Origin of the sequence: Shewanella oncorhynchi (assembly GCF_012584455.1) — a bacterium.
GTDB classification, from domain to species: domain Bacteria; phylum Pseudomonadota; class Gammaproteobacteria; order Enterobacterales; family Shewanellaceae; genus Shewanella; species Shewanella oncorhynchi.
Genome location: NZ_JABAEB010000002.1, coordinates 187050 through 200022, shown reverse-complemented (window position 1 = coordinate 200022; position 12973 = coordinate 187050). Strand labels below are relative to the sequence as shown.

Genomic DNA, 12973 nt, shown 5'->3' with positions numbered 1-12973 from the left:
CTTTTTGTTTTTGTGGTTTTAAATGTGTGATGATGTCAGGTTTAGACCAAATTAAAGACATAAAAAAAGCAACCTAAGTAGGTTGCTGTAAATTCCAATTCGGAATCTTGGGACGGTCGCGCTAGAAACCATCTAAAGGAGAATGATGATGAACGAAGAAACTCATTACAAAGATTCGGTTCATAATATCTGACTCAGCATCATCAAATTAGTTCAGGGAAAGTGCGAAATATTTTAAATAATTTTGCATTTTGTTTTTATAAAAAGAGGCTGACTCGATTTTTGCCAAGTTTGCACGTCTCAATTTTAGCTGCTTCTACTGTGACTACCGATAAATCCAGCAAGCTAGAGATAGCTTATTGCAAACTCGGTACCTACACCCAAAGATGAACTGTTACAAAAAACTTGTTCCTAAGGAGCTCTAGAGCTCAGTTACGATTTGCCTCTGAGTAAATTTGCAGTCGATAATACCTCCCAATGATTAGTGATAAGTTATCAAGCCCGTCACCACAGCAAGGTAACTCATAACTCACTATTTAGAACATACCGCTCAAAACTTGAATATCGAGGCGACAGTGTTGCAACCAACTAAGAGTACATTAGCTGATGTAGCCCCTTGGGATTTAACCCGAGATTACCATTCTTTTGCGAATACCGAACAAGTGCAAGTGACCCATGTCTCTTTGGATGTCATGGTGGATTTTGACGCGCAGCGTCTTTTCGCTAAAGCGACGCTGTCCTTGGATTTTCTTGAGTGTGATGTAACAGAGCTTTGGCTTGATAGTCGAGATCTAACCATACTCGCTGTGACTTGTTTTAATGCTACAGAGGGGGTGAATGCATTAACAGAAATGGATGAAGAACCGCTCGACTTTGTGCTTAATGAAGCTGACCCCATACTCGGGCAAAAATTGTGTATCACGTTACCAGAATCTCCATGCAAGCAGGTTTGTATTCACTATCAAACCTCGCCGTCCGCCCAAGGATTACAGTGGCTAGCGCCTGAGCAAACCGCGGGTAAACAGTTACCTTACCTCTTTAGTCAATCGCAACCGATCAATGCCCGTAGTTGGATCCCATTACAAGATACGCCTAAGGCGCGGATCACTTTTGATGCTAAGGTGCAAGTGCCCAAAGGCATGCGCGCCGTTATGAGCGCGATGAATCATCCCGATACGCCACTTAATGGTGCGTTTCACTTTGAGATGGAACAGCCTATTCCGACCCATTTAATGGCGTTGGCTGTGGGTGATATTGCCTTTCAAGCGATAGGTCCAAGATGCGGCGTGTATACCGAGCCGAGCATGCTAGCGGCCGCCGCAAAAGAGTTTGAAGATACTGAACACATGCTCGACGTTGCCGAGTCATTGTTAGGTCCTTACGTATGGGGCCGCTATGACATGATTATCTTGCCGCCGAGTTTCCCATTCGGTGGAATGGAAAATCCGCGTTTAGCCTTTTTAACGCCCACACTCATTGCTGGTGATAAAAGCTTAGTGTCAACCGTTGCCCATGAGTTAGCGCATTCATGGACGGGCAATTTGGTCAGTAATGCAACTTGGCGTGATCTCTGGTTAAACGAAGGTTTCACGACCTATTTTACTAACCGTATTGTCGAGGCTGTCTATGGAAAAGAACAGGCAGAATTAGAATGGGTAATAGAGTTTGGTCGCTTAAAAGAAGAAATCGCGTCTTTGCCTACGGGTAAGCAAACTTTACCCGCTAATGTGCAGCAGGACGATCCTAATCTTGCCTTTAATCGTTTTACTTATGATAAGGCTTCGATGTTTGTCCATGATTTAGAGCGCAGGCTAGGGCGAGTAGAATTTGATAAATTTTTACTCACTTATGTGAATCATTTTGCGTTTAAAGCCATTACCACCGAAGTGTTTGTCGAGTACGCAAAACAAACTTTACTGCAATTACACGCAGATAAAATCACTGAAGCTGAACTATTAACGTGGATTTATGGTGAAGGCTTACCTAAGGGCTATTGCGGACCAACATCTATGAGTTTAGATAAAGTCGATGATGCGCTGGCGTGTTTTCTACAGGGAACTGCAGCGGGCCGGTTAAGCGTTAAAGATTGGCGAGTGCATCATTGGCAATATTTTCTGACCCAATTACCTGAAGTTGTTAGTCAAGTACAATTGATGGATCTGGATGAAACCTTCCAATTAACCCAATCGACTAATGCAGAAATTGCCTGTGATTGGTTTCGAGTCGCGATTCGTAATCATTATGATCCTGTGTTGCCAGCATTAAGTGCCTATTTAGTGCGTATTGGACGCGGTAAATTTGTGCGGCCACTCTATGCTGAGTTACAAATTGCGGGATATCACTCTGAATTAAAAGACATCTATACAAAGGCTCGTGCAGGCTATCATCCTTCGATTCAAGTTCAATTGGACAAATCACTCAGCTTATAGAAATTTAGGTAAAAAAAATGGCAACCTATTGGTTGCCACAAAGAAATCAGTGTGGGATACAAATAGAATTCAATGCGCTAGCGTGTTTTCTATTGTGTCCCAAAAGGGAGATGATGATGAACGACCAACCAATTCGACTCAATGCGATAAAACAGAAACTGTGTCATTTGAGGGTATGAAACTGCGACTTCACATATTTCATTCTCAAGGTGCATTTAATCTTATCTGTTAATCCTTACCTATACTCAGAGTCACCATTTTTAATTAAGTTCACTGATATCAGAAAAAAATCCCAAAAAGTTTAAAAAAGATTTTATGGGACATTTTTCTGGGGAATACTGAGTACTCACACTTAAGTGTTACATTTTTTCTACATTAAAATCATGGGGATAAAAAATTAAACGCGTGTCAGTTTATTAATCTATAAGCTAGCGTTAGCGCTTGTTGAAATTTGAGTAAAAAAAATGGCAACCTAAGGTTGCCACAAGGAAATCAGTGCGGGATACAAATAGAATTCAGTGCGCTAGCGTGTTTTCTATTGCGTCCCAAAAGGGAGATGATGATGAACGACCAACCAATTCGACTCAATGCGATAAAACAGAAACTGTGTCATTTGAGTGCATGAAACTGCGACTTCACATATTTCATTCTCAAGGTGCATTTAATCTTATCCGTTAATCCTTACCTATACTCAGAGTCGCCATTTTTAATTAAGTTCACCGATATCAGAAAAAAGACAAAAAAAGTTTTTGAGAGATATTGAGTGCCCACACTTAGTTGTTACATTTATATTACATATAAAATAAAGGGATAAAAAAAGGCAACCTAATGGTTGCCTAATGACCTATTCCTAGGTCAAGGGGACTGCGCTAGAAGCCCCAGGGAGATGATGAACATGAAAAAGACATTCACTGTTCAATACATTTGAGGGGCCTTGTACGGTTAAAGTTCCATAAAAAATTAAAATAAATCTAAATTTTTATAAATTGCAAGATTTCAAATAGATAGTGATTAAATTATTTTAGCAAAGCAGCAATTTTACTTTCTAATGCTTCGGGTTTGGTCGTTGATGCAAATCTTTCGATTGCTTCGCCTTGGCGATTAACTAAAAATTTAGTGAAATTCCATTTAATACCTTGAGTGCCTAATACGCCGGGAGCGGCTTTCTTAAGGTATTGATAAAGTGGATGCGTATGTTCGCCATTCACTTCTATTTTAGAAAATAGCGGAAACGTCACGCCAAAATTCAATTCACAAAAGGCTTGAATGCCTTGTTCATCGGCTTTTTCTTGGGCGCCAAATTGATTGCAAGGAAAGCCTAAAATCACTAATCCTTGATCTTTGTATTTTTGATATAGCGCTTCTAATCCTTTGTATTGCGGTGTAAATCCACATTCACTGGCGGTGTTGACGATTAAGAGTACTTTGCCCCGATACTGCTCTAAGCTTACCGCGTTGCCTTGAATGTCTGTTGCTGATTGGCTGTATATATTCGTAGTCATGTTCACCTCCGTAGGATCTTAGCCAAACAGCATAAACCTCAAAATAGTTTTCAGCAATATAATTGCGTGCAATTTATTTTGTGGGTTTGCTAATTTACTTAATTATCAATATAGTTACAGCAATTTTGTGGCTAAAGAAAAGGGCATCTGTGTGATAGAAAATGACGCAGAATACGAAACAAACATGCAAGCGGATGTGGGGCAAGTAGTTCAACAACTCACTGAAGTTGAAGGAGAAGAACAGGCTGAAGTGTTTAGTGAAATTCTGAATGACTCAGAACCTGGAACCATAGCCTTAGCGCTTGAGTCCTTGCCCTTGGATGAGCGTTATGAGCGTTGGCAGCAAGTTGAATTTGCTGACAGAGTGACTGTGTTGAGCCTAATGCGTGCCGATCCACGTATGGGGATCCTGAAGCGGATGCCTGACAATGAAGTGGATCTGTTATTTTCGCAATTAAGTCCTGAAGATTTAATTGAGTGGAGTGATTATCTTCCTGAAAGTTTTACCGATCGTGCCTTGGCTCAGATGGGGGAGCGTCAGCGACAACGATTCGAACTTTATGATCAATATTCTGAGAATGAAATCGGTCGTTATACCGATCATCAAATGTTGGTGCTCAGTGATAAGGCGACAGTTGCTCAAGCGCAGCGCTTCTTTCGTCGTATAGAGCTCGATTGTAACGACAATTTGTTTATCGTGGATGATCTGGATAAGTATCAAGGTACTGTTCGTCGTTATGATATTTTTAAACATAATCCCTATGAGTTATTGATTTCACTTTTGTCTGAGGACTGCCGTGCGTTATCCGCCGATACGAGTCTTTTAGAAGCGGCCGAAGCGATAGAGCACAGCCGCGAAATTGAATTGCCTGTGATTGATGAGTCCGGAGAGTTAATCGGCCGCGTGACGCTACGAACCGCAACGGCATTAGTGCGTGAGCATTATGAGGCGCAGTTGATGGCAACAGCGGGTATGGATGAATCCGACGACTTGTTCGCCCCGATTATGAAAGGTGCTCAACGCCGTGCTGTATGGCTTGGGATCAATTTACTGACGGCTTTCCTTGCCTCAGCGACTATTGGTTTATTTGAAAATGTCCTATCGCAAGTGGTTGCATTAGCTGTGTTGATGCCGATTGTCGCTTCTATGGGCGGTATCGCGGGGAGCCAATCTCTAACGCTAATGATCCGCGGTATGGCCATGGGACAGATTTCGGCGGGTAACTTGTTTTCGCTAATGAAGAACGAACTCGGCATTGGCATAGTTAACGGATTTTTGTGGGCGATAGTGATCGGTTTAGTCTCTGGCTGGTGGTTCGGTGAAGCGACTATAGGTATAGTGATCGGCTGTGCGATATTGATTAATATGGCCGTTGCCGCCATAGCTGGGGTGATAGTGCCTATGGTGTTACAGAAGTTTAATCAAGATGCGGCGTTATCGGGTTCAGTGATCTTAACGACTGTGACCGATGTGGTGGGTTTCTTTACTTTCTTAGGTATGGCGACGTTGTTATATCTGTAGCGTGGGCTCTTGGGTGAGTTTGGAAGATGAATGCACGGCAATTTTGTGTGTATTCACCGTATGTTGGGAACATTAACGGTTTAATCTGGATATGAATAACATTCAGTTTGTTATAGGTGAAAAGCCACAAGAATTAGCGCTGGCGGCACAATTAATTGATGGGCGTGATGATAATGCTCATCCGTTGGATCATCAGGTCTTTTTCCATTCTCGTGCGGTGATCTTAGCGAAAACTATCGAGGGTGAGATTGTCGGTTGCGCCGCGATAAAAGCTGGTAAAGGCACTGTTGGTAAAGGCACTGTCGGTGAACTGGGTTATCTGGTGGTGTCGCCCCATTATCGGCGTCAAGGCATAGCACAAGGTTTAACGCAAAAACGTATCGAAGTGGCTAAGGCTTTGGGGATCTTGATTTTATACGCCACTATTCGCGCCGAGAACACGTCGAGTCAAGCTAATTTATTGAAGGCAGGTTTTCAGTTTTGGCGTAATTATTTGAGTATCCGTGGCACAGGAAATACTGTGGGTTGGTATTACTTAGCTTTAAGCGTTAATGTCGATGCTGAAGCGATAATGCAGTCTTTAGTTGGCGATCGTACCCCGGCGGTCTAATTGTGTTGTAAGTGAAAAGACTTAGATCTTAATGTGTTTTCATCTTGTTTTACATTTGTATATTCCTCGCAAATAATCCCTCTTTATACGCAAATAGGCTGATTTTCTTTATTTATTCGGTATGATCCGCGGCTATTACCCACAGTCATTATTGAGGTGTTTTTTTATGGCTAAGTTCAGAGTAGCAAGTGTCTTATTATTGAGTGCAGCAGCGCTGCAAGTGAATGCGTCAGAATTTAATCTTGGGTTGAACAACGATGTGGTTTCAACTGAGTTAGAACTGCAATTGAACAAAGATACTAACGCGGTTTTGGGTTATATCTATGCGGATGAAGGCGGCCATATCGCTCAAGGTGCAATGCATATGACCCATGATGCGGGTGTGCATCACTTTGAGGTCGGTGCTCAGTTAAGCCAGCTTTGGTCTGACTATTCACCCAATGGCAGTGCCATTTCTGTTGGTGGTCGTTATGCACTATCAATGGGACCCAATATTTCACTGCACGCCGCGGCTTACTATGCGCCGTCTGTATTGTCATTTGGCAATGTTGATGGTCATTATGAACTAGACTCAAAAGTGCAATACCGTATAACGCCAAACATGGCACTTTATGTTGGTTACCGCAAGATTGCCTTCGAATACGATGATGCCCGCAATTTTACTTTCGAAGATGGTGTGTATATTGGCGGTAAATTCCGTTTCTAAGCACAAAGCATATTGATTTAGCTGTATTGCGATCGAGATGTCGAATTAAAGAGCCGGCGAGGTTAACTTCGCCGGCTTTTCCATTTCGCCTTTAGCTCACTGTAGCTTGGTAATATGGATGAGAAAATGACCAATCCAATCCCGATTAAAATCACTAGGCTGAGTTCTTCATCGAGTATCCACCAGCCTAACAAGGCTGCAAAAATCAATCCTGTATATTCTACTGGTGCCATTTGGCTCGCATCGGCACGTCGATAGGCATGGATGATGAGATAAGTCATGGCAATGTAAAATAGTCCCAAAGTCAGTCCCACTTGCGCCACTGGTAAACTAAATTCGGCGCCTTCGTATAAGGTCGCAGGTATCAGAAATATCATCGCAAAGGCATTAGACCAAAAGAGCATGGAAAAAGGATGTTCATGGGTCGAATAGGCCTTTAAAATCAAACTATTCAACGCTGATGTCATGGCACCGAAAAAGGCTAAACCTATGTACAGGTTAAATTCTGTTGGTTGGCTGATAAGCAAAATGCCGCTAAAGCCGATAAGACCTGCGACCGTGCGTCGATAACCAATGCGTTCATTTAAAAAAATGGCCGATAGTACTAGCAGTAACAAGGGTGAGGTATAAATCACGGCTGTTACTGTCGCGAGCGGAAGATGCAGAATAGCAAGCATAAAAATGGCATTGCCCAGTCCAATCAATAGTGCGCGGGCGAGATGCACTTTGTAAAAAGGACTCAGTTTAAGATTACCCTGTAAGTGCCACACAAAAGGCAGTACCAGCAGAGTGGCAAATAATTGCCTGTAGAGCACCAGTTGAAAAACAGGCACATTGGTTTCAAGCAACTTAACCAATAGGTTACCGCTGGCAATCAGTAGTTGTGCGGCTAAAATCATCAATAGAGGCTGCATAGGATCCCAGCAAAAAGAAGTCAGTATTAAGGTGTATCTTGAATTTCATGCCGCTGTTTGGACTTTGAGACTAAAATAGCATCATAAGGCATGGTATATCCGACTAATTTAGCCTAACTGATTGTAAAAAACTAAATGTAGCCATAAAGTTAACCTACAAATCCAACTATCGACTAAGATTGACAGCATTAGCATTTTCTTCATAGCTGTAAAAATGATCTATGGCCCTTTAACTAAATAAGCCGATGAACAAACTTAAACAAACTCTATTTGGGTGTTTTTTACTTTTTTTGTGGACATTAAGTCCCTCTGTATTAAGCGCTGAAATTGCGTTGGACTCCCCGTATTTGTTCCATGCTAAAGCGGATCAACAGCCTCCTGCTCGGTTTGAAACCGTGCCCCATTGGATGGGACAACTCGACGAAGCTAGTTCGGTCAGCTTAACCGGTGGCGATTATTGGATGATCACGCCTGTGATGGTCAATCAACGTCAATCAAACTGGGTAGTGGATGCAAGTAATTCGATTATTGAATCCGTAGATTATTGGATACTCGGCAGTGATGGCAGCGTACAACATGCCCACAGTGGCTACAGTGCTCCATACCAGTTTTTATTTGATTATGGCCGTAAGGTCACCTTGAATATGGGCACGGATTATTGGCTGGTGGTGAAGCTGAGCAGCCGTTATTACTCCTCTCCCCCTGAGATAGCATTGCAAAGTGTGGCGGATCATCAGTTGATGTCTGACCGTCTCGCAATGGCAGTGCTGCTGTGTTTAGGCGGATTATTGTTTATCGCCTTATATAATATTTTGATTTATATCTCTATTCTTGATAAAGCCTTTCTCTACTATGGCCTTTATGTATTTGCTTATTTTGGTGGCTGGGCACTGACTTTCCATTTGCCCGCACACTTATTTAATTTCCATTACCTTGAGTTGCATCATCTGTTTTTCATCAGTTTGCCCATTTTTAATATCATGTTTTACAAGCACTTCCTGCAGTTGCCTAGTTACTCACCGCGGCTGTGGCGTCTTAGTCAGTATTTAATGTTTGCCTGTATTGTGGCTCTGCCGACCAGTATTTGGCTGTTGTCCTATACGGCAATTATTGCCTCTGTACTGATCATGCTATGGATTGCTTTAGCAATTACCTGCGGTAATGTGTGCTTGATGAAAGGCTTTGCTCCTGCACGTTATTTTATTCTTGCTTTTACCTGCTTGCTGTTGCCTGCGGTGATTATTTTACCCGGAAATATGGGGCTCACTCCTGATTTCATTGAACATGCAGAGCTTGCGACTCTGATGGGCGGTACGGCTGATGCGTTGCTGCTGTCCTTAGCGTTAGCGAATAAGCTGAAATTACTTGCTGAGGAACGTAAGGCGCATATTGAAGAGTTAGCGATTGCATGGGAAAAGGCACGTTTAGATGGATTAACGCGAGTCGGTAATCGTTATGCCTTTGACGAATATATGAACTCACAATTAGGATTTGCCGATAAAGTCGTGCAACCGATGGCGTTAGCACTATTGAATATCGATAGTCTGAAAAGTGTCAATGAAACACTCGGCCATCAAGAAGGCGATAGATTATTGCTGTTGATAGTGCAGTTATTGCAAGCAACAGACTTAGCGCACATGAAGGTTTATCGTATTAGTGGTGACGAGTTTGTGATTGTGACGCCTTCTGCTGGTATCCCGTTATTACAGAGTGCTTTGAGTGGCTTAGGTGAAGAATTAGCAAGCCATGGTTTTAAAGATTGCCAGTGTAGTTTTGGGATGTCGTTAAACACTGAGGTCGCAGATCCCCATGAGTGGTTGCGTTCTGCTGACACTCACTTATATCAATCGCGTATGGATAAGCGTCGTCAAGAGTATGCAGATACTCGCGGTGTCGATGTGAGGCTACATTTAAGCTAGTTATTGAAAAACTTAAAGTAATGGTTTAAGTAGAGCATTAGAAAACATAAATGGCGCAGAATTTATCTGCGCCGTTTATGTTTTTATCTTAGATTTATTAGCTTCATCTTGCTTGGACTGAGCAGTGTCCAAGTTTGCGACTTAGTTAGATTTAAGAACGAGCTTAGAAGTCTTTTTCGCCCTTAATCACCGCAGGATGACCCGATATCGCTTTTGAAGTGTGCATTCCCGCCATCGTCGCCGCTTCGACGCAGCCCGCATTAAGGCCTGTCTTTATCCAATCGCCCGTCATATACAGGTTATCTATCCCTGTGCCATCTGTCGTGATGCGATACTGCGAGCTGTCTTTAACCGATAAGACATAACGCTCGGATGGGTCTACATTTGCGCGCCAATATTGGCTATCGAAGCGGGCAACACCTTGGCGGTCTTGTTCATCGTGTAACCATTCCCAAGGGAAGCTATCACCGACATTTTGCCAAAGTTTATGGATTTCGGTATTGAGTTGATGGATAGCGCCCGCTTTTGCTTCTAAGGTTTTCCGTTGTTGGAAATCTACATCCGAGCTTGGTGGATAGGCCTCGACAGGCAATGCCGAGCAAAAGTAACTGGCATTTTTAGGTTCTAAGCCGCGCCAATCTTCTTTGTCTAGTAGTTGGTTCATCGATGCCCAAGTATCGAAGGGTTCGGTGAAGCCCGATAATACGGGTTCCTCGCCATCTTCAGAGTAATTAGGCCAGCCTATCCCATTCAGATCTTGGTTCATCCACAGTTGATAGGCTTGAGTGGCGACAGTTTGCACCTTATCAACGCAAAGCTTGAGGGCTGGGCTTTGTGCCATCACTTCACTCGCCACATGGGGCACAGAACCTATGGATAGACCGAAGATCACTTTGTCGAAATCTACGCCTTTGACTAAACGCTTTTTCGGCAGGGCTTTGCCAAAGTGAGTTTCATACACGCTGTCCCAATCGCTCCAGAAGTGTTCAAGATTGATATTATGGGCTTTAAGCAGTGCCGATTGCTCAGGCTCAAGCTGCTCATAATTGGGCGTACTCGGCCAGCAAGCGAGACCTTTCACATCGACTAAAGGATCGTAGTTTGTGACAGTCGGCGCCAGAGCTACTTGCTCAGTGATCTCAATCGCTTGAATACTTTGATTGTGACATTCGAGATTATCAACTCGATTGAAGTAGTGGAAATTGACTCCGCGGCGTTTGAGCACTTCGTAAAAAGGTGTAAACACAACATCACCCATTCCCGCCTGCATTTTCCACATCACGCCACCTTGATAGCACAGGGCAATACGCAGCATAGCGCGGATAATTGTGCCCGCTTCGACATTGGGTTTGTCGAAGTTCCCTTTTTCATAGGCAAACACTAAGTCGTAAAAACCGCGCACTGGCGCACTGTCGACTGTGTACTTAAGGCTGGCGCCGTGTTTGGTTAACCATTCGCGATAATCATAGCCATTGATGGCATCAAAGCCTTTTTCAAATACATCGTCGGCAAACATGCCCTTGAGGATCGTGAGCCCCAGATCGGCGGCTATATATAAGTGGCGCAGTTCGTCATTATTATCTAAATGTCCGCTAAAACGTTTCACGAGTCTTTGATGCAGGGCATCGACAGCTGATTCTACAAAACCATCGTCACTTTCACTGTGTACATGCTCATCGCACTCGCGGCCAATCATTTGATTAAAATGGCATTCAAGCTTATCACCGAGCGCGTCGAGTGATTCTTTGGCATCTTCGACCGAATCCTCTAACTTATCTTTTAAGCGTTCAAACCAGCTGCTATCGAGCCAGTTTTTAGGTGTTCCCATGACTTTTTGATCTGCATCGAGCAGGTCATCCATGTCTTTGAGCCATTCTTTGATCCACGCAAAGGCGACTTTAACGACTTTCCAGAAGGTGAGGGTTTCGGTGCCATCACCTGGGATGCCTGGTAGCATTGGGAAAGTGATTGGCCAACTTACAGAACGGCCATCAACTTCTTCCTGTAAGACGATGAAGTTATGGGGTTTAAAGGCATCAAAAAAAGTCGCAAGCGGCGCGTTTGCTGGCCTATCCAATTCCTCATACGCTTTGCGCATTAAGGCAAACGCGTTTTGATAGAAACCAAACCAGATGTGTAAACCATGTTCTTCGATGCGTTGTCCCATAGCGGCATTGCGGCCACTAGCCCCTTTACCACCGATACGCCAGCCGAGTTGATAGACATCAATCTCATATTGATTCTGCCAGCCGGGTTTATCGGTTAGATAACAGGCTGCTGTCATTGCCGCGACACCGCCACCGAGAATGGCTATTTTCTGTTTTTTGATTTCGGAGTTATCGACTAATACCTCGCCGGGCGGCACTTCAAAATCGAAGTTCACATGGTAAGGGAGTAAAACGTGCTGCTCACCAATCTCGACCCCGAGCGTATCCTTTAACGGGAAGCTGGCATTATTAAAAATGGTCGCGACAAAATCATTTTTTAGCAGGGCAACACTGTGCACTTTATTCACTTGGGCAGGCGCGGCGACGATGGCTTGATAAATGGCTTTTTGCCCTGACGAGTCGGGGAACTGTTTTAGAAATACTTGATCGATAGCGGGTTTAAATAACAGATGAAATAGCTGCTCTTCGCCAAGCTGGTCAAGTTCTGGAATAAAATCGGTTTGTTCTTTAAAGAGTTGCCAAGTTTGGGTTATCGCTTCAAGGGTTGAAAGCTGTGCCTCGGGTTTGGCATCGCAATTCACTTCAATTAATGGATGCAGGGCAAGTTCGGTTTCGGGTGAGAAATGTAAAAAACTTTTGGTCTCAAGGGATAATCGCGTCAGAGGCTCGCTAACCGCTGGCATAGTGTATTCACATAAATACTTAGGATAACCAAAGAGTTCTCTGCCATTAATTAAGGCCATGGCATCGTTCACCCAAATGTGTAGTGGCTGAAAATACACTTGGCTGATTTGTTTACTGTCGCTGCTATCTTGGCGCCCGACCATGACCCAAGTGATGATGTCCGTTTCTTGGATCCAGCCCTTAGCTCTGTCCTCTGGATAAGCGGAGTAGGCTTTTTCAATTTGAGTGAAGGTTGTCAGTACGTAGGGAGACAGCACCTTAAAATACATTGCGCTACCGGCAACTTGATTCAGGGTTTTATCGATAGAGCGTTGCAGGTTTTCCTGTTTCCCCTTAAGAAAAAAACCGTACATATCGGCTTTATTTAGCACTAAGGGCGAGTGCATCAACATACTGCCTTGGGGATAAATAAAGTCGGGGCGCTGTTTTTCCATGGCGTTCATCCTTAAATTTCAGTGTAAGTCCAATGATTTGGGAGTTATAGCCCAAAAAGCATAGGGCAAATAAGCAATTAAGCCC

Annotated in this window: 8 protein-coding genes; 5 read left to right on the top strand and 3 right to left on the bottom strand. The window is 43.5% G+C overall.

The genetic code is table 11. From position 1 onward, the window contains the following. The first annotated feature begins 575 nt into the window (after positions 1-575). Positions 576-2429 (top strand): leukotriene A4 hydrolase C-terminal domain-containing protein, encoded by a 1854-nt coding sequence (locus HGO26_RS03175; RefSeq protein WP_168823288.1) that lies wholly within the window; start codon positions 576-578, stop codon positions 2427-2429. A gap of 1016 nt (positions 2430-3445) precedes the next feature. On the opposite strand, the gene HGO26_RS03170 is transcribed toward HGO26_RS03175, so the two are convergent. Continuing rightward, the gene (locus tag HGO26_RS03170; protein WP_106651117.1) at positions 3446-3931 is read right to left on the bottom strand and encodes a glutathione peroxidase; all 486 of its coding nucleotides are present in this window, start codon (positions 3929-3931) and stop codon (positions 3446-3448) included. 151 nt (positions 3932-4082) lie between these two features. On the opposite strand from HGO26_RS03170, the gene HGO26_RS03165 reads away from it, so the two are divergent. The 3 genes from HGO26_RS03165 (at position 4083) to HGO26_RS03155 (ending at position 6769) form a co-directional block, all read left to right on the top strand. Beyond that, complete coding sequence (locus tag HGO26_RS03165) at positions 4083-5453, top strand: magnesium transporter (protein ID WP_168823286.1); 1371 nt, start codon at positions 4083-4085, stop codon at positions 5451-5453. 91 nt (positions 5454-5544) lie between these two features. Beyond that, a complete protein-coding gene (locus HGO26_RS03160; RefSeq protein WP_168823284.1) occupies positions 5545-6063 on the top strand; it encodes a GNAT family N-acetyltransferase in 519 nt (172 codons plus the stop codon). Positions 6064-6229: 166 nt separating this feature from the next. Then, positions 6230-6769 (top strand): YfaZ family outer membrane protein, encoded by a 540-nt coding sequence (locus HGO26_RS03155; RefSeq protein WP_168823283.1) that lies wholly within the window; start codon positions 6230-6232, stop codon positions 6767-6769. A 62-nt stretch (positions 6770-6831) separates the two neighbouring features. Here HGO26_RS03155 and HGO26_RS03150 read toward each other — a convergent pair whose 3' ends face one another. Then, complete coding sequence (locus HGO26_RS03150) at positions 6832-7683, bottom strand: DMT family transporter (RefSeq protein ID WP_168823280.1); 852 nt, start codon at positions 7681-7683, stop codon at positions 6832-6834. A 245-nt stretch (positions 7684-7928) separates the two neighbouring features. Here HGO26_RS03150 and HGO26_RS03145 point away from each other — a divergent pair, with 245 nt between their 5' ends. Beyond that, on the top strand, positions 7929-9602 hold the full coding sequence (locus HGO26_RS03145; protein ID WP_168823278.1) for a diguanylate cyclase: 1674 nt from the start codon (positions 7929-7931) through the stop codon (positions 9600-9602). Positions 9603-9765: 163 nt separating this feature from the next. On the opposite strand, the gene HGO26_RS03140 is transcribed toward HGO26_RS03145, so the two are convergent. Then, positions 9766-12888, bottom strand: coding sequence for an NAD(P)-binding protein (locus tag HGO26_RS03140; RefSeq protein WP_168823276.1), 3123 nt, complete (start codon positions 12886-12888; stop codon positions 9766-9768). Between the last annotated feature and the right edge of the window lie 85 nt (positions 12889-12973).

Coding starts and splice junctions, on each gene's coding strand:
- HGO26_RS03140 (WP_168823276.1), bottom strand. CDS start 12,888: ATGGAAAAACAGCGCCCCGACTTTATTTATCCCCAAGGCAGTATGTTG.
- HGO26_RS03160 (WP_168823284.1), top strand. CDS start 5,545: ATGAATAACATTCAGTTTGTTATAGGTGAAAAGCCACAAGAATTAGCG.
- HGO26_RS03170 (WP_106651117.1), bottom strand. CDS start 3,931: ATGACTACGAATATATACAGCCAATCAGCAACAGACATTCAAGGCAAC.
- HGO26_RS03155 (WP_168823283.1), top strand. CDS start 6,230: ATGGCTAAGTTCAGAGTAGCAAGTGTCTTATTATTGAGTGCAGCAGCG.
- HGO26_RS03145 (WP_168823278.1), top strand. CDS start 7,929: ATGAACAAACTTAAACAAACTCTATTTGGGTGTTTTTTACTTTTTTTG.
- HGO26_RS03150 (WP_168823280.1), bottom strand. CDS start 7,683: ATGCAGCCTCTATTGATGATTTTAGCCGCACAACTACTGATTGCCAGC.